This window comes from Clostridioides sp. ZZV14-6009 (assembly GCF_020658095.1).
GTDB lineage: Bacteria > Bacillota > Clostridia > Peptostreptococcales > Peptostreptococcaceae > Clostridioides.
The window spans coordinates 36,718-53,977 of record NZ_JAGWDG010000004.1 but is presented as its reverse complement, the minus strand read 5'-3'; the positions used below and the strand labels follow the sequence as shown (position 1 = coordinate 53,977).

Sequence of the window (17,260 nt, the reverse complement as noted above, 5' to 3'; positions counted from 1 at the left end):
TTAAGATATCCTGTTAGTATTTAATATTCTCTACTTTTTTAATATATTTACTATTTCAAAACTGCCCCTGTATTTGCTGATGTAACCAGTTTAGCATATCTACTTAAATATCCATGCTTTATTTTTGGTTCCAAAGGCTTAAATTTTGATTTTCTCTTTTCCATTTCTACATCACTTACTTTTAATTCTAATTTTTTATCTGGTATATTTATAGAAATTATATCTCCTTCTTCAACTATTCCTATTAAACCACCTTCCATAGCTTCTGGAGAAATATGTCCTATAGATGCCCCTCTGGTAGCTCCTGAAAAACGACCATCAGTAAGAAGTGCTACATGCTTATCAAGTCCCATTCCCGCAACTGCTGAGGTAGGAGATAACATTTCTTTCATTCCTGGCCCTCCTTTTGGACCTTCATATCTTATAACTATAACATCACCTTTATTTATTTTTTTGCCAAATATAGCACTAACAGCTTCTTCTTCCGAATTAAAAACTCTTGCTGGACCTTCATGAACCAACATTTCCTCTGCTACTGCTGATTTTTTTACAACTGCTCCATTTGTAGCAAGATTACCTCTTAAAATTGTTAGGCCTCCTTGACTGCTATACGGATTTTCTAATGTATGTATTACTTCTTCGTTCTTTATCTCACAATTTTTTATGTTTTCTCCTATAGTCTTGCCTGTTACTGTTTTACAATCTAAATTTATTCCTTTTATCTTTGAAAGTTCATTCATTATAGCTGGTATTCCGCCTGCCATATGTAAATCTTCGATATGATGCTTACCACTTGGACTTAATTTTGTTAAACAAGGAGTTTTTTCACTTATTTCATCAAATAAATCTAAATTAAGTTCTATTCCTGCTTCATAGGCTATTGCAGGTAAATGAAGCACTGTATTTGTAGAACCAGCCATTGCCATATCTACAGTTATTGCATTTTTAAAAGCATCTATTGTCAAAATAGCTCTAGGCTTTATATCATTCTTAAGAAGTTCCATGACATACATACCTGCATATTTTGCTATTCTTTTTCTTTCTCCTGAATGTGAAGCAGCAGTGCCATTATATGGAATCCCCATACCTAGTGCCTCTGTTAAACAATTCATACTATTAGCTGTAAAAAGCCCAGAACATGAACCACAACCAGGACAAGAATTCATTGCCAACACTTCTAGTTCCTCTTCACTCATTGTTCCATCCTTACAAGCTCCAACACCTTCCATTGCAGAGTTAAAGTCATATACTTTTCCATTTGCTTTTCCTGGAAGCATAGGACCTCCACTTACAACAACACTTGGTATATTAAGTCTTGCAGCAGCCATTAACATTCCTGGCACTATTTTATCACAATTAGGTATAAGTACTAAAGCGTCAAAACCATGTGCCATCGCCATTGCCTCTATAGAATCGGCTATTAATTCTCTTGAAGCAAGTGAATAATTCATTCCAACATGCCCCATAGCTATACCATCACAAACTCCTATAGCTGGAAACTCTAATGGTAATCCACCACTCATTCTCACTCCATTTTTTGCTGCTTCTGCTATTTCATCAAGATGAAGATGACCAGGAATCACTTCATTTTGTGCATTTACTATACCTATTAGTGGTCTTTCAATTTCTTCTCTAGTAAGACCCATTCCATACATTAATGCTCTCTTTGGAGCTCCTTCTATTCCTTTTTTTATATCACTTCTCATGGTATTACCTCTTTCTTATATTTTTAAAATTTTCATAATATTATTATAATATATTTTTATATCAATTAATTACAAAAAATCCAAAAAATATTAAAAGATATTAATATAAAATTATTACGATTTTATATTAATATCTTACACAAATAAATTAAATGCTTATTCTCTCTTGGATATACTAGTTGGAGAAATCTTTTTTGCCAATATTAAAGATGCTATTATTAATAAAAGCAACAACACTATAGAAATTATAAAAGAAGGATTAGTAACATCAATAGCTTTATCTCCTATATTTAAGAACACTAATGTTCCTGGTAAAATACCAATAAATGTTGCAAGTATATAACTACTAAACTTTATGTTAGTAAGTCCTGCTCCATAGTTTATAAGATTATATGGAGTAATTGGTATCAATCTTAATACAAATATAATAAAAAATCCTCTCTTCTCATCTGCCTCCATAAAAAGTTCCCATAAAGATGGTGATAATTTATTTTTTAAAAACTTAGTTATGGTATCTTTAGCTAATACCTTTGCCATCATAAACATAATTGCACTATTAATACCTGCACCTATTATAGTATAAAGTGTTCCTTTCCACAATCCAAATGCTAATCCTCCAGCCAATGCTAAGACTGGAACTGGAAAAAAAGTAATTGGTAAGATTGAGAAAATCAATATATATACAAAGGGTGCATAGTTTCCATATGATTGCACATATTGACGTATCTGCTCTGCTGTAATATCTCTAAAAAATGTATAATAAATGAGTATAAAAATAACAATGATAAGTGCTGTAACAATTCCTTTCAAATTCTTTTTTATAATAAGTATCATCCTTTCTATATGTATTTATTGTATATCGCTATTATTTATTTTCTTTTTCAAGTTTTAATAAATAACCCTTTATTTTTATTCCATCTAAATAACTTCTTCACCACTTCTTATAATATTATCTCTTTGTCAGATTTTCAAGTTTCGATAATATTATTATAATACATTTTTTTATTAACTAATTACAAAAAATCTAAGAAATATCAACAAATTGCACAATTAAGCTAAATAAAAAAACATTCCGTTAAGAGAATGTTTTTAGGAATATCTATTATCAGTGGAGTAATAATTTCTTGATGTAATGCCAATACAGACAATATATCTTTTGCAACAGACCAATTGTAATCTTGTATCCATTCTAAAAGCCTAGGGCAAATAGGTTTTATCTCTTCATCAGATAATAATTTTAATTTTTCAATATTACAGTTATCAAACTTATCTTTTGGAAGTAGTTCTTCGACATTTTTCATAATCTATTTCTCCAATCCAACACACAATAGTTTTCTTATCTCCCCTAATTAAATAGACAAAAATCGTTTATGTTTAGATTCTAATATCTACATGTATAAATGTCAAACAAATTATAACTTAATATACTTGTATATAAGTACTGATATTAATCTAAGCACCACTTTGCCTTTTGCTAGATATACAGTTTATAGTAGTATGACCATGATTCTTTCTAGATTTTAAAGAATTAAAATCTTCTTAAACATATCCATTTTATTATATTATAAAAATGACCTATTTTTATATACAATAAATTTTCAAAATAATAAATGTTATTTTAAGTTAATCAAATATAATATTTGAAACTTTATCCCAGTTAATCTCTCTCGAATTATATTCAGGGTGTGATAATTTCACTACATGAGTTGAATTATTATAATTATAATAAATTGTAGTAGTACCATCAATTTGATTCTTCTTGTATCCTTGATAGCTAGCACCATTTGGCACTTTTTTTTCAATAAGACTATATGCATATGAAGAATCAAGCATTCTTACTTTATTTGGAAATATTAACATAAAAAAAGTTATAAGAGCAAAAATACATATACATGTAATACTATACCATTTAATCCATTTCATACAATTCCTCCTATTTTACCAATATATACTATTATTATTTCCATATATTTATAATATTTATACATATGATAAAATTTTTAAATATTTACATATTAGGTGTAGAAGATTCTATTTTATAAGTTAATAAATTTTTAAGGTTTTATTAAAGAAAAATTTATTTTTAAAGATTACAATAAAGATAGTATTTATGAGGTTAAAAATATAAATTTTGAAGGGAGATAAATTACAATTATGTGGACACTTTATCCGTTATTTTGTGCAATATTACCTTGTTTAATATACCAAATAATTGTTATAAGAAAAGTAAATTTAAAAGAAAAGAGGAGTTTAATAACACATCTAATATGGGTCTATGTTTTTTTATTTTATATTTACTTAGCACTTAGCAAAGCAGGTATTGGAAGTATATGGGATATAGGTAGATATGATGAAATTATTAGGCTAGATGAAATAAATTTAATTCCATTTAGTTCAAGTGGTGCTTTAACTTATATTCTAAACATCATCATGTTTATGCCTTTAGGATTTTTACTTCCTTTGATTTGGGAAAGATTTAGAAATTTTATTAGTATATTATGGACTGGATTAGTTTTTTCATTAGCAATTGAGATTTGTCAATTATTCAATCATAGAGCTACAGATATTGATGATTTGATGATGAATACTCTAGGTGCTATTTTGGGATATTTCATATGGATATGTATAAATAATTTATTTAATTATATAAGTAAAAAGACTCTCTTTTCATATCGATATGAACAAACTGTTAAAGATGAAATTGCTGTTGAAGCTGATGATGATACAAATAGAAAAGCTATTAATCTTCCTAAAAATGAAACTATTATGTACTTAATATTAGCTGTCTTAGGAGAATTTCTATTGTATAATTTTTATATCATTCCTTATTAGATAGTTTAATATATATTAAATTTACATTTTATTTTAATATTTATGTATAAATAAAATCCCCCTTCTTATTACATTAAGAATGGGGTATTTTATTCTTTAAAGATAATATATTTAAAAATAATCTTTTTATATTATTGATAATACGTATTTTCCCTTTTATATTTTATTGTTGCAAAAACAATATTTAAAATAATCTATAACTTTTAATTATAATTACCTTCAACAAAATTATTAAAATACTTTTCAAATCTTAACAGCCTAACATAATCGCCTTACTTAATTGGCATTTGAAATATTCGATTTACATTACATCTAACTTTATTAGCAGTTATATAATCATACTCAGTACCATTCTCAATAAAATTTTGTATCTTATCTAATACTTGTATTGCTCTCTCTTTACTTTCATAATCTCCTATCTTCCTAGTATTATACATATCTTCAAAGGTTACATATATTTGATTATCATTTATTTCAATTTTACTAACTTTCATTAAATTAGTTTTATCCTGGCTTCTAATTATTATCATTTCAACCTCTCCAATATATTTAATTTATTTTAAAATCATTTCCTTGTTATATACTATTTTGACATAATTAAAACTTTTACCATTACATACTTATATATCATCTTTCTCTTTTGTGAATTTCTTTAATTCTAAAATATTTACTAAATTAGTTCTCTTTTTTATTTCCATGATAAATCATCTGTTAATTATTCCAACACCATTATATAATCTATTTCACTTAGTAAAACTTATCCTTACCACCCTTCTCATGTTGATTTATACATTTGGTAATTGTATTAATAAAAAATTTTATTCAAATCATTTGCATCTTAAATCATTTATATCAAAACTCAATATTTTTACAAAGTGCACATCTCTTTTCTTATAAACTTAGTTTTATATTTCCTTCAAATAAATGTATTATAAGATTTATTTTTAATATTTTTATTACTTTTTTGATTTATTTTTAATAGCATCATTTTTAATTTTGATTTTTTGTATCCAACATATCACCTCTCCATAAATTACCACTTGTATAATTTATATTATATATATACAAACGGTAATTATCAATCTTTTTTCTTCTCTTTTATCTTTTTTTATATATTTTTGGTAATTTTATTTTACTTTTTAGTAAAATAACTTATAATTTCGGTAAGGAGTGATGTACATATGGAAAGTTTAGGAGATAGAATAGCAAAGTTAAGAAAAGAGTTGGATATAAATCAAAAGGAACTTGCTACTAAAGTTGGTATAACTGAAGCTAGTTTATCACGTTATGAAAATAATCTGCGAGAACCTAAAAGTGAAATAATAGTAAGATTAGCAAAAGCACTGAAGACATCTACAGATTATTTATTAGGTATAAATGAAAATACAAAAATAAATAGAGAAGACAAATTAATAATAGAAAGTTTATCAGTTAGTGAAAAAACAAAACAACTTTTAGAAAAGATATATTCACTTGAGGAAGAAGATAGAGAAGCTATAGAAAAAATGATTGATAATGCTTATATAAAGAGATTTTTAAAAGAAGAGAACTAATTCTCTTCTTTTACTTTTTCCAAGATTTCTAATAACAGTTCATAAAAATCAATATCTACACTCAATAAAAAATCTAATTTAATTCCTGTGTCTTTAATTTTTTCCTTTCTTATAATAGTAGTATTTGATTTTTCCACATGCACCATCCCCCAGCGAACCTATGTTCTTAATTTTGTTCAAAGATTCCCAACAAATTTTTAATAAAAATTATGTAATTATAATTTTTCCATTTCATAAAATATTTTTCTATTATCCAAAATTTTCTTGGATAATTATCTTAACTATATAATAATACTTTTATTCTACAGATGCAATAAAAAACTCGTAATTATAACAAAAAAATCTATTATTGTAGAATTTTGTATAATTTTTATGTTTTTATATATTTTTTAAGATAATTCTTATTATAAAATTTTGTATAAATATATAAATTTTTATGTTTATTTAATCTACTTTTTAGTACTTGATAAATTATAAAAAATACTGAAAATGATAGTTTACTAACTATCATTTTAAGTATTTTTTTGCCATTTATAAACATAATTAAAATCTACTTTCTAAGGGGCGAATAGATTTATCTGTCTGTGCTTCAAAATTCTCTCACAAAATAGTATTTCTCTTTTATTTAGTTCCTTAAAAATCATCAGTAAATAGTATCAAATTCACTATTATTCTCTGCTGCTTTTTCTTTTCAACAAATAAATTTATGTTATTCTATTTATATTTGTGTAGTAAATTTATTCAGCTTTAGACCATTTTTATTATTGAGAGTTTAAGTTTTCATGAGTTAATTATTGGAACTTAATTATTAGTGAAGATAAAGTTAATTTTCACTATAAGTATTATTTTTCAATATGTACTTACTATATAATTCTATTATTTATTTTCACTTTCAAGTTTTAATAAATAATCCTTTGTTTTTATTCCGCCCAAATAACCTCTCAAACTTCCATTAGAACCAATAAGCCTGTGGCAAGGTATAAAAATAGAGATAGGATTTTTACTATTGGCTAATCCCACTGCTCTATATGATTTAGATCTATTAATTGTATTCGCTAATTCTAGATAAGTTCTTGTTTCTCCATATGGAATTTTACAAAGTTCACTCCACACTTGTTTACTAAACTCACTTCCTGATGGATGTAATGGCAAATCAAATTTTTTTCTATCACCATTTAGATATTCACTTAACTGTTTATTTGCTTCTTCTATAATTTCAGTCTCTTTGACTGTGTATTTTTCACAAGATAATTCTTGCATACCAAAGAATAAATCTGTAATATAATTATTTTCTTCTGATATTCCTATCTTCCCAATTTTAGTTTCATAGTAAAATATATTTTTCATTAAATACTATATCCTTCCACATTTATTTTTACCTTCAGTTATATTAATAGTTTTACTTATTTATATCATATATTTTATCAACTTTTATTAAAAAAAACTTTAATACTCTTAAAAATAGTTATTTTATATAAAATCAATTAATAATCCTATATTACATAAATAATAAAAATAATTATATTTTCCTTCTTAAAACTATAAATCTATAAATTAATTAAAATTAATCAAAATTAATCAACAAGAAAGTCAGTAGAGCATAATGTATCAAACCGCACATTTTGCTCTACTGACTTTTATTACTTAACTAAAACTTCAATATTTTCATTTTTCCCATCTATAACTATAGTACAGCCATTATATATATCTCCAGCAATAAGTTTTCTTGCAATTATAGTTTCTAATGTATTTCCTATATATCTCTTAAGAGGTCTTGCACCATACACAGGGTCATAACCTTCTCTCACCATAACATCTTTAGCTGAATCTGTAACTTCAATAGAAATATCTTTTTCTTTTAATCTATTTTTTAAATCTTCCATAAATATGTCTATAATTTTCTTGATATTATCTTGGTCTAAAGGTTTAAACATTATAATATCATCTACTCTATTTAGAAATTCAGGTTTAAATCGATGCTTCATCTCATTCATTACAAGACTGTTAGTAGTATCTGTTATGTTTCCACCTGCTTCTAATAAATAATTACTTCCTATATTAGAGGTCATTATTATAAGAGTATTTTTGAAGTCTACAGTCTTACCTTTATTATCAGTAAGTCTACCATCATCTAATATTTGTAAAAACATATTAAATACATCTTCATGTGCCTTTTCTATCTCATCAAATAATATTACAGAATAAGGTGCACGTCTAACTGCTTCTGTAAGTTGTCCCCCCTCTTCATATCCTACATATCCTGGAGGAGGTCCTACTAATCTTGATACAGCATGTTTTTCCATATATTCAGACATGTCAATTCTAATTATATTATCTTCACTATCAAATAAATTTCTAGCAAGAGTTTTTGCAAGTTCAGTTTTTCCAACTCCTGTAGGTCCTAAGAATATAAATGAACCAATTGGTTTTCTTTCATCTTTTAGACCAGCTCTTGCACGTATTACTGCATTTGAAACTGCTGTAACTGCTTCATTCTGTCCAATAACTCTCTCATGAAGTTCATCTTCTAGCTTAAGTAGCTTTTCTCTTTCACCTTCAACTAATTTAGTTACTGGTATACCTGTCCACTTTGATACAATATTAGATATTTCTTCTTCTGTAACTTCTTCTTTTAAAAGTGAATTCTCAGAACCATCATTCATACTTTCCTCATATTTCTTTATTTGCTCTTCTAATTTAGGTATTTCACCATATTTAACCTCCGCTGCTTTATTAAAATCATATTCTCTTTCATATTTTTCAGCTTTCCCTTTAGCTTCATCTAATTGAGATTTTAAATTTTTAATATCTAATATTTGACTCTTCTCTTTTTCATATTTAGCAGTCATTTCATCATTTTTAGATTTTAACTCTGCTATTTCCTTTTGAATGTCTTCTAGTCTTGACTTACTCTTATCATCATTTTCTTTGAGTAAAGCTTCTCTTTCAGTTTCTAGTGTAAATAATTTTCTTCTAACCACATCTAATTCTGTTGGTAATGAATCTATTTCACTACGAATCATAGCTCCAGCTTCATCTATTAAATCTATTGCTTTATCTGGTAAAAATCTATCTTGTATATATCTATGAGAAAGTTTTGCTGCTGCTACAATAGCATTATCATGAATTCTTACTCCATGATGTATCTCAAATCGTTCTTTAAGTCCTCTAAGTATAGATATTGTATCTTCAACAGTAGGTTCTTCTGCAATTACAGGTTGGAAACGTCTTTCAAGTGCTTTATCTTTTTCTATATATTTTCTGTATTCATCAAAAGTAGTTGCACCAATACAATTTAACTCTCCTCTTGCAAGCATAGGCTTAATCAGGTTACCTGCATCCATTGAGCCTTCTGTTTTACCAGCTCCAACTATAGTATGAATCTCATCTATAAATAATATGATTTTTCCATCAGAACTTTGAACTTCTTTTAAGACAGCCTTTAATCTTTCTTCAAATTCTCCTCTATATTTTGCACCAGCAATCAATGCACCCATATCAAGAGAGAATACTATTTTATCTTTTAATCCTTCTGGTACATCTCCTCTTACTATTCTTTCTGCTAAGCCTTCAACTATCGCAGTTTTACCTACACCTGGTTCACCAATTAATACAGGGTTATTTTTTGTTCTTCTTGATAAAATTCTTATAATTCTTCTTATTTCTTCATCTCTTCCAATTACAGGGTCTAACTTATTTTTTTTAGCTAAATCTACTAAATTTGTTCCATATCTAGCAAGCGCATCATATGTTCCTTCTGGGTCTTGCGTTTCTACCCTTTGACTACCTCTAACTTGTGATAAAACGTTTAAAAAGTCATTTTTATTTATATTATATTGTTTCAATATTTTACCAACAACTGATTTTGATTCTGTTTCCATAATTGCAAGCATAACATGCTCAACACTTATATATGAATCTTTAAATTCTTTAGAAATACTTTCCGCTTTTATAAGTACTTCATTTATTTTTCTAGTAGCTGACACTCCTTGTGAATCTGCTCCTTCTCCATATACTTTTGGAAGTTTATCCATTTCAAGGTTTACAGTATTTCTTAAAGAATCTATTGATATATTCATCTTTTCTATTATATTTGGTATTAACCCATCTTCTTGATTAATAAGTGCTGAAAAAAGATGAATTACATCTACTTGTTGGTTATGATTTTTTACTGCTTCATTATAAGCCTCATTTAAACTTTTTTGAACTCTTAAAGTCATTTTTTCTACGTCCATATAAATCCCTCCATTTTAATATTATATCCAAATAAATTAAATTCTCTCATTTATGATTATTGATTTTCTAAGCTCCAAAAGACTATCAAGCAAACTTTCATTTTTTTGTATGTCAAAACTTAATGTCAGATTAAAGGTTCCATCTGAGTTAAAAAAATCAAACACTTCTTTTGATTTTGCTTTTAGATATAAGTCTTCATCTATAAGTCTTTTTTCACCTATTAACAAATACTGGCATTTCTCTATAAAACTCTTTCTAAAATCAATAGTATATAGATTTTCTAAAAGATTATATTGGTAAATTGCAATATTATTAAACACTTTTAATAAATTTGAATTTACAAAATTGTAAATTTGATTATCGTTATACAGTGATATTTGTTCGTATATATACTCTCTAAATAAAGGATGAATGTTTTGTCTAAGTTTCAAAGTAACTTCGGCTGGTATTTCAAAATACAACTTCCAGTATTCAGAATTATTTTTTTCTAATATAAATGCTACTTTGTTTAAACTAGTGGGGCTAATCTCTTTTAATGTACATTCAAAATTATAATGTCTCAAACTAGTTTCTTCATTTTCAAATACATAATCAAACCACTGTAGAACATTTCTATCAAGTTTTAAACTCATATAAAAACCTTCTTCCTTATTTACTAACCTTATTAGGTCTTTTTATCTGATTATATTCTTCTAATAAACTTTCTTTATCAGCTCGATTTCCTTTATATGCTATATGTGGATTTATCATATACTCACCATTTTTTACTCTCTGTAAAAAATCTAATTTTTTTAGTTCTGTAAACAATGAAGACAAGGAAGTCTTTGGATATTCAAATTCACAAGATAATTCATGTAATGTTTTTCTAATCTTATTATTTTTATCCATAGAATTTATTAATTTTATTGGAATTAAATCTCTCTTAGTATACATTCCTTCTGCCACTTTGATATAATTTTTAAAGCAAACATTTATATATTTACTTTTGTTCATAATCAAATTTCTACTCTCTGTATATTCTTGATTTAAATCTTTTTTTAATGCCTTCTCTAAATTAAATATCTCTTCTCACTCTCCTTATCTCTAATTGATAATATAAATATATTACAAAAAAATATGTATGTCAAAAGCAAAAACAGCAAAAGTTTATCTGTAAAGTAAACTTTTATTTAGCTAGAAGCTAAACTTTATTATTTCTTAAAATTAGCATTTTCAATTTATTGGTAAGATTTTCGAATAATATTTGTAAATTTTTTAAAAAAATTTTAATATGTTCAATAAAATAATCTTTCTATGAAGTAAAACTATTGAATGCATAATATTTCCAATTATTTTTTTATAGCTTTACTTGACATAGTATATATATATTTATATAATGTATATATACTATATATACAATTTAAGGAGGTGTCTAATTGAATATAGTTATTAGTAATTCAAGTGGCAAGCCAATATACGAACAAATTACTACACAAATTAAAAGTATGATTATAAGTGGAGAGTTGCCAGAAGGTACTGCTCTTCCAAGTATGAGATTATTAGCAAAAGAACTTAGAATAAGTGTAATTACTACAAAGCGAGCATATAGCGATTTAGAACATGATGGATTTATTGAAACAGTTACTGGTAAAGGTAGTTTCGTATCTGGCAAAAATATGGATTTTGTTAAAGAAGAACAACTTCGTTTAATTGAAGAATACCTACAAAAAGCAGTTGATACAGCTCAAAGCAGTGGTATTACATATGATGAGTTAAAAGATATTTTACTTTTATTATATAAGGGAGAATGATAATTATGGACGCAATAACTATAAAAAACCTAAACAAATCTTACAAAAATTTTGCATTACAAGATGTATCTTTTTCAGTACCAAAAGGCTCTATAATGGGATTTGTAGGTGAAAATGGTGCAGGAAAAACTACTACATTAAAATCAATTTTAAATTTAATATCTTATGATAGTGGAAATATCGAAATTTTTGGTCTTGATAACATAAAAAATGAAAAAGAAATCAAAGAACAAATTGGTGTGGTATTTGAAGGAAGCAACTTTCATGAGAATTTAAATACAAATAATATCTCAAAAATTATGAGCCATATCTATAAAAACTGGGATGATACACTATTTAAAGAATATTTAAAAAAATTAAGAGTTCCAAATAATAAACTAATTAAAGAATTTTCAAAAGGTAATAAAATGAAACTTAGTATTGCTGTAGCTTTATCTCATAAACCAAAGTTATTAATATTAGATGAAGCAACTAGTTCACTTGACCCTATTGTAAGAGAAGAAATATTGGATATATTTTTAGATTTTATACAGGATGAAGAACATTCTATTATTTTATCTTCACATATTACAAGTGATTTGGATAAAATAGCAGATTATATTACATTTATACATAAGGGAAAAATTATATTTAGCGAAAGCAAAGATGAATTAATCGATACTATGGGTATCTTAAAATGTAGTTCTAATGATTTTGCTAAACTTACAAATGAAGATTATTCATATTATCGTAAAAGCCAGTTTGGATATGAAGTACTACTTAAAGACAAGTACAAATTTATTACAAAACATCCAAATCTTATAGTTGACAATACAACAATTGAAGAAATTATGTTATTTTATGTGAGAGGTGATAAATAATGAAGGGACTAATTTTAAAAGACTTACTTAATTTAAAAGGCAATATAAAAATTATGATTTTATTTATGATTGTATTTGGATATATATCTTCTGTGGGAGATGGAAATAACAATAGTTTTATGGGTGTTATTATAGTTTTATGTACAACAATGATTGTCTCAACATTTTCATATGATGATTTAAATAAATGGGATAGCTATGTACTTACAATGCCTATCAAACGTAATGCTATTGTATTAAGTAAATATTTAACTATGTTAATATTTAGCTTTATAGGTGTATTTTTCTCACTTATTATTAGCATCGTTATTGGATATTTTAAAAATACACTTGTTTTAGATGAGACTTTAGTTATTACAGGATTAATTTTATCAATTTCAATATGTTTTGCTAGCCTTATTTTACCACTTATTTATAAATTTGGTACAGAAAAAGCTCGTTTATTAATGATTGCATGCTTTTTACTTCCTACTGCTGTACTATTAGGATTTAAAAGCCTTTTGGAAAGATTTAATTCAAGTATCTCTATTGAGATTATACTTAATACTTTAGTTTATTCTCTTCCATTTATTGCTATTTTTTTGTTTGTAATTTCATATTTTATTTCTACAAAAATTTATTGTAAAAAAGAAGTATAAAATATATTAACACCAGTTTTTATATTTAAATAATTTTATAAAAATACTATCGAGGTAAAAGTTGATGGTATTTTTATTTTTTATTTTTTATTTCTACTAGGATTTTTATTTTTTTATTATTTATTTGTTCAATAACATCCTATTATTTTCCAAATATACTGATATAATATAATTATCTGATAAATTTAGTCGACAATTATATTTTTAGGAGGGTACATATGTTAGGACAAAGATGTATGGATTATTTACAAACATTAGGAAAAATAAGTTCAACAACAACAGGTCTTACAAGACTTATATTAACTGATGAGCATAAAAAATCGATTGAATTAATAAGTTCTTGGATGAAAGGTTTGAATCTTGATGTTGAAATTGATGATATTGGAAATGTTATAGGTACATATAAATCTACTTTCTTAAACGCACCTACATTAGTAGTTGCATCTCATCAAGATAGTGTAAAATGCGGAGGTATATTTGATGGAATGCTAGGAATAATTGTTCCTCTAATTGGACTTGAGGAAGCTATAAATAATAATAAATCTTACCCATTTAATGTTAAATTAGTTGCATTTGCTGAGGAAGAAGGGACAAGATTTGAAACATCTCTAATGGGAAGTAAAGTTTTTTCTGGTACTTTTAAAAAGGAGCTACTCAAATCTGTTGATGAAAATGGAATTACACTTGAAGAAGCTGTGACAAAATTTGGATTTGATACTAAAAATTTAATAAATTTACACCCTAGAAAAGATATTGATGCTTATTTAGAATTCCATATCGAACAAGGTCCTGTCTTAGAAAACAACTCTCTTCCTGCTGGGATTGTTTCAAGTATTACAGGATTTAAGAGTTTTAAAATATCAGTAAATGGCAAATCTGGTCATGCTGGAACATTACCAATGGATATGCGATTTGATGCTGGATGTTGTGCTTGTGAATGTGTATTAGCAATTGAAAATATAGCTAAGATAACTCCTGATTTAGTTGCTACAGTTGGAAAGATGAATTTTTATCCATCATCATCAAATGTAGTTCCTGAAAGAGTTGATTTTACTCTTGACGTACGCTCATGTTCACAAGAAATTCTTGATATTTCAGTAATAAAAATATTTGATGAAATAACTCGTATATGTCAAAATAGAAAACTTAACTATACAAGTGAACTCTCTTTTGAAAATGTTCCTGTACCATGTTCTGATAAAATAACAAAAGTTATAGAAAAAAGTTTTGTAGATTTAAATCTCAACCCATTTTATATTTATAGTGGCGCTGGTCATGATGCTCAAGAAATGGATAATATAACTGATATAGGTATGGTATTTATAAGATGTACTGAAGGTATAAGTCATAATCCTAATGAAAATGTTACTGTGAATGATTTAGATATTGCGGTAAAAATATTTTTAAAAATACTAGATAATCTTAATCTAAGATAATTTTATAATAATACGCTCTATTCTGATGTATTAAAAAAAATGAAAATAAACATGAAGAAGGTAGCAACTAACCATAATTGCTACCTTCTAATTCTATTTATATATAAAAGTTGATATCCCATCAAGAGTATCAAATCTATCATTTCCATTAGCTATATACCTTACTTATAATTATACATTCTATTCATAATTAGCTCATTTTAAATCATATATATTATACAATGGATATCTTTCTAATAGTGGAAATAAACATTCAAATTATTTTTAATATTTCTATTGATTTTTATTTATTTACCTTAAAAAACATAAAGGATACCAAAACTGATATCCCTTATAAATATTATATATTCATTTTTTATTATATTTCTAATTTAATATTCAACTTAACTCATAGAGTTAGAAAATTCTTCTCCTGCTGTAACAAGATTAGATAATAATACATCAGCCAGAGCATCATTAGCTGAACTTATTATCCACTTATTATCTTTCTTAGTACATTCAAACTCTACAGTTTTTGTTACAAAAGTTTCTTCAACACTTTTTTGCTTTTCTTTCATGATTGACACTAACATTTCAGTTGTTTTCTCATCTGTTAAATCTTGACCTGAAAAACTCATGCCAAGCATCTTTGTAAATGCTTCAGCTATTATTTCTTTAAGTAATGGTGTTGAATCTACAAACTTACACTCTACTTGAATTTTTGCATTATTATTTTTAATCTCACTGTCTTTTATTGTGTATGTTATTTTAGATGCATTATTTTTTAGATAATCTAAAACATACTGTGCACTTGGGTCTTCTGTTTCTAATTCTTTTAGTATATCCTTATATTTTTCATCATTATTTTCCATAACTTTGTTCATACCTTCAAAGTCAAATTTCTTTGCACTACTAAAAAAATTATTGATTGTATCTTCTGGTTTTGCACTTGAACATGCTGTCAAAAATATTGCTAATAAAAAAGTTGTTAAAAGTAATATGATTTTTTTCATATCTCAAATCCTCCCTCTTAATTTGTTGATACATAAGTTATTTTAACATATAATGAGGATTTTTAATAATATATTTAGAATATTTATCACTTTTATCAAAACATAAACCTAGATTAAAAAATGTTTATATTAAATTATTATTCATATTTACATCAGTCATAGTAGAAACCATAATAGCCTTTATAGTATGCATTCTATTTTCTGCCTCTTCAAATACTTTTGAATACTTGGAATTAAATACCTCGTCAGTAACTTCTAATTCTGATAATCCAAACTTTTCATAAATTTCTTGACCAACTTTAGTTTCTAAATCATGAAAAGCTGGAAGACAATGTAAAAATATAACATTTTCATTTTCAGTTTTCTTTATCATATCCATATTCACTTGATAATCTTTAAGTTGATTTATTCTCGCTTCATATTGTTCTTCTTCTCCCATAGAAACCCATACATCTGTATATATAACATCAGCACCTTTTACATCATCAATATTTTCAGTTAACAATATATCTCCTTTAGACTTTTTAGATATCTCTCTCATATCTTCAACTAACTTTTCATTTGGCCAAAGCTCTTTAGGAGCAAGTGCTACAAAATGAATTCCCAATTTAGCACATCCTATCATCAACGAGTTACCCATATTATTTCTAGCATCCCCAACATACACAAATTTAACTTTATTTAAATCTTTATCTACATTTTCAGTTACTGTTAGAAAATCTGCAAGTATTTGAGTTGGATGATATTCATCTGTAAGGCCATTCCAAACAGGTACTCCAGAGTATTTTGCTAAACTTTCAACAGTTTCCTGTTTAAATCCTCTAAATTCTATACCATCATAAAATCTTCCTAAAACTTTTGCTGTATCAGATACAGATTCTTTTTTACCCATATGACAGTCATTGGGACCTAGGTAAGTTACATGAGCACCTTCATCATGAGCAGCTACCTCAAACGAACATCTAGTTCTTGTTGATGTCTTCTCAAACAATAATGCTATGTTTTTGCCTTGCAATAAATCTCCTTTTATACCAACCTTCTTCTTAGTTTTTAAATAACTAGATAGAGTTAATAAATATCTAATTTCCTCTTTAGTGAAATCCTTTAATGTTAAAAAACTCTTTCCTTTTAAACTTATATTATTCATATTGATTTTCCCCTTTTTGTAAATTTATTTAAATGCTACTCAATCTTTAGTTTCATATATTTTTATATGC

General features: G+C 26.2%; 18 protein-coding genes. 6 read left to right on the top strand and 12 right to left on the bottom strand.

The features are described 5' to 3' along the window. Nucleotides 1-50: 50 nt before the first annotated feature. The 4 genes from ilvD to KGF36_RS07505 form a co-directional block, all read right to left on the bottom strand. Nucleotides 51-1,706, bottom strand: a complete 1,656-nt coding sequence (gene ilvD, locus KGF36_RS07520) for a dihydroxy-acid dehydratase (RefSeq protein ID WP_227827970.1) — start codon at nt 1,704-1,706, stop codon at nt 51-53. A gap of 156 nt (nt 1,707-1,862) precedes the next feature. After that, nucleotides 1,863-2,540, bottom strand: coding sequence for a TVP38/TMEM64 family protein (locus tag KGF36_RS07515; RefSeq protein WP_227850330.1), 678 nt, complete (start codon nt 2,538-2,540; stop codon nt 1,863-1,865). A 221-nt stretch (nt 2,541-2,761) separates the two neighbouring features. After that, nucleotides 2,762-3,007, bottom strand: coding sequence for a DUF5071 domain-containing protein (locus KGF36_RS07510; RefSeq protein WP_227827968.1), 246 nt, complete (start codon nt 3,005-3,007; stop codon nt 2,762-2,764). 322 nt (nt 3,008-3,329) lie between these two features. After that, entirely contained in the window at nt 3,330-3,629 is a 300-nt protein-coding gene (locus KGF36_RS07505; protein WP_227827967.1) for a hypothetical protein, read from the bottom strand. A gap of 231 nt (nt 3,630-3,860) precedes the next feature. On the opposite strand from KGF36_RS07505, the gene KGF36_RS07500 reads away from it, so the two are divergent. After that, nucleotides 3,861-4,538 (top strand): VanZ family protein, encoded by a 678-nt coding sequence (locus tag KGF36_RS07500; protein WP_227827966.1) that lies wholly within the window; start codon nt 3,861-3,863, stop codon nt 4,536-4,538. 272 nt (nt 4,539-4,810) lie between these two features. On the opposite strand, the gene KGF36_RS07495 is transcribed toward KGF36_RS07500, so the two are convergent. After that, nucleotides 4,811-5,068, bottom strand: coding sequence for a hypothetical protein (locus tag KGF36_RS07495; protein ID WP_227827965.1), 258 nt, complete (start codon nt 5,066-5,068; stop codon nt 4,811-4,813). Nucleotides 5,069-5,719: 651 nt separating this feature from the next. On the opposite strand from KGF36_RS07495, the gene KGF36_RS07490 reads away from it, so the two are divergent. Next, a complete protein-coding gene (locus KGF36_RS07490) occupies nt 5,720-6,091 on the top strand; it encodes a helix-turn-helix domain-containing protein (RefSeq protein ID WP_227827964.1) in 372 nt (123 codons plus the stop codon). On the opposite strand, the gene KGF36_RS07485 is transcribed toward KGF36_RS07490, so the two are convergent. The 5 genes from KGF36_RS07485 to KGF36_RS07465 all read right to left on the bottom strand — a co-directional run bounded on the left by KGF36_RS07485 (nt 6,088) and on the right by KGF36_RS07465 (nt 11,320). Continuing rightward, nucleotides 6,088-6,228 (bottom strand): hypothetical protein, encoded by a 141-nt coding sequence (locus KGF36_RS07485; protein ID WP_227435245.1) that lies wholly within the window; start codon nt 6,226-6,228, stop codon nt 6,088-6,090. The genes KGF36_RS07490 and KGF36_RS07485 overlap by 4 nt on opposite strands. Nucleotides 6,229-6,967: 739 nt before the next feature. Next, nucleotides 6,968-7,438 carry a methylated-DNA--[protein]-cysteine S-methyltransferase gene (locus KGF36_RS07480; protein WP_227827963.1) on the bottom strand — a complete coding sequence of 157 codons (471 nt, stop codon included), beginning with the start codon at nt 7,436-7,438 and terminating at the stop codon, nt 6,968-6,970. Nucleotides 7,439-7,731: 293 nt separating this feature from the next. Then, nucleotides 7,732-10,326, bottom strand: a complete 2,595-nt coding sequence (gene clpB / locus KGF36_RS07475; RefSeq protein ID WP_227827962.1) for an ATP-dependent chaperone ClpB — start codon at nt 10,324-10,326, stop codon at nt 7,732-7,734. Nucleotides 10,327-10,362: 36 nt separating this feature from the next. Continuing rightward, nucleotides 10,363-10,959, bottom strand: coding sequence for a hypothetical protein (locus KGF36_RS07470; protein ID WP_227827961.1), 597 nt, complete (start codon nt 10,957-10,959; stop codon nt 10,363-10,365). A 16-nt stretch (nt 10,960-10,975) separates the two neighbouring features. Next, complete coding sequence (locus KGF36_RS07465) at nt 10,976-11,320, bottom strand: replication/maintenance protein RepL (protein WP_227827960.1); 345 nt, start codon at nt 11,318-11,320, stop codon at nt 10,976-10,978. A 422-nt stretch (nt 11,321-11,742) separates the two neighbouring features. Here KGF36_RS07465 and KGF36_RS07460 point away from each other — a divergent pair, with 422 nt between their 5' ends. From KGF36_RS07460 to KGF36_RS07445, 4 genes are all read left to right on the top strand, one after another. Then, the gene (locus KGF36_RS07460; protein ID WP_227827959.1) at nt 11,743-12,117 is read left to right on the top strand and encodes a GntR family transcriptional regulator; all 375 of its coding nucleotides are present in this window, start codon (nt 11,743-11,745) and stop codon (nt 12,115-12,117) included. Beyond that, nucleotides 12,114-12,977 carry an ABC transporter ATP-binding protein gene (locus tag KGF36_RS07455; RefSeq protein WP_227827958.1) on the top strand — a complete coding sequence of 288 codons (864 nt, stop codon included), beginning with the start codon at nt 12,114-12,116 and terminating at the stop codon, nt 12,975-12,977. Before KGF36_RS07460 ends, KGF36_RS07455 begins: the two co-directional genes overlap by 4 nt. Continuing rightward, a complete protein-coding gene (locus KGF36_RS07450) occupies nt 12,977-13,615 on the top strand; it encodes an ABC-2 transporter permease (protein ID WP_227827957.1) in 639 nt (212 codons plus the stop codon). Before KGF36_RS07455 ends, KGF36_RS07450 begins: the two co-directional genes overlap by 1 nt. A gap of 218 nt (nt 13,616-13,833) precedes the next feature. Next, nucleotides 13,834-15,051, top strand: coding sequence for a M20 family metallo-hydrolase (locus tag KGF36_RS07445; RefSeq protein ID WP_227827956.1), 1,218 nt, complete (start codon nt 13,834-13,836; stop codon nt 15,049-15,051). A gap of 383 nt (nt 15,052-15,434) precedes the next feature. Here KGF36_RS07445 and KGF36_RS07440 read toward each other — a convergent pair whose 3' ends face one another. Both KGF36_RS07440 and argF read right to left on the bottom strand, forming a co-directional pair. Continuing rightward, nucleotides 15,435-16,043, bottom strand: a complete 609-nt coding sequence (locus tag KGF36_RS07440; RefSeq protein WP_227827955.1) for a DUF4878 domain-containing protein — start codon at nt 16,041-16,043, stop codon at nt 15,435-15,437. A 124-nt stretch (nt 16,044-16,167) separates the two neighbouring features. Continuing rightward, nucleotides 16,168-17,190: an ornithine carbamoyltransferase gene (gene argF, locus KGF36_RS07435; protein ID WP_227827954.1), complete on the bottom strand. Its 1,023-nt coding sequence runs from the start codon at nt 17,188-17,190 to the stop codon at nt 16,168-16,170. Nucleotides 17,191-17,260 lie beyond the last annotated feature (70 nt).

What these genes read in the sequence shown, in the direction of transcription:
- ilvD (WP_227827970.1), bottom strand. Translation starts at nt 1,706, where the DNA reads ATGAGAAGTGATATAAAAAAAGGAATAGAAGGAGCTCCAAAGAGAGCA.
- KGF36_RS07515 (WP_227850330.1), bottom strand. Translation starts at nt 2,540, where the DNA reads ATGATACTTATTATAAAAAAGAATTTGAAAGGAATTGTTACAGCACTT.
- KGF36_RS07510 (WP_227827968.1), bottom strand. Translation starts at nt 3,007, where the DNA reads ATGAAAAATGTCGAAGAACTACTTCCAAAAGATAAGTTTGATAACTGT.
- KGF36_RS07505 (WP_227827967.1), bottom strand. Translation starts at nt 3,629, where the DNA reads ATGAAATGGATTAAATGGTATAGTATTACATGTATATGTATTTTTGCT.
- KGF36_RS07500 (WP_227827966.1), top strand. Translation starts at nt 3,861, where the DNA reads ATGTGGACACTTTATCCGTTATTTTGTGCAATATTACCTTGTTTAATA.
- KGF36_RS07495 (WP_227827965.1), bottom strand. Translation starts at nt 5,068, where the DNA reads ATGATAATAATTAGAAGCCAGGATAAAACTAATTTAATGAAAGTTAGT.
- KGF36_RS07490 (WP_227827964.1), top strand. Translation starts at nt 5,720, where the DNA reads ATGGAAAGTTTAGGAGATAGAATAGCAAAGTTAAGAAAAGAGTTGGAT.
- KGF36_RS07480 (WP_227827963.1), bottom strand. Translation starts at nt 7,438, where the DNA reads ATGAAAAATATATTTTACTATGAAACTAAAATTGGGAAGATAGGAATA.
- clpB (WP_227827962.1), bottom strand. Translation starts at nt 10,326, where the DNA reads ATGGACGTAGAAAAAATGACTTTAAGAGTTCAAAAAAGTTTAAATGAG.
- KGF36_RS07470 (WP_227827961.1), bottom strand. Translation starts at nt 10,959, where the DNA reads ATGAGTTTAAAACTTGATAGAAATGTTCTACAGTGGTTTGATTATGTA.
- KGF36_RS07465 (WP_227827960.1), bottom strand. Translation starts at nt 11,320, where the DNA reads ATGAACAAAAGTAAATATATAAATGTTTGCTTTAAAAATTATATCAAA.
- KGF36_RS07455 (WP_227827958.1), top strand. Translation starts at nt 12,114, where the DNA reads ATGATAATTATGGACGCAATAACTATAAAAAACCTAAACAAATCTTAC.
- KGF36_RS07450 (WP_227827957.1), top strand. Translation starts at nt 12,977, where the DNA reads ATGAAGGGACTAATTTTAAAAGACTTACTTAATTTAAAAGGCAATATA.
- KGF36_RS07445 (WP_227827956.1), top strand. Translation starts at nt 13,834, where the DNA reads ATGTTAGGACAAAGATGTATGGATTATTTACAAACATTAGGAAAAATA.
- KGF36_RS07440 (WP_227827955.1), bottom strand. Translation starts at nt 16,043, where the DNA reads ATGAAAAAAATCATATTACTTTTAACAACTTTTTTATTAGCAATATTT.
- argF (WP_227827954.1), bottom strand. Translation starts at nt 17,190, where the DNA reads ATGAATAATATAAGTTTAAAAGGAAAGAGTTTTTTAACATTAAAGGAT.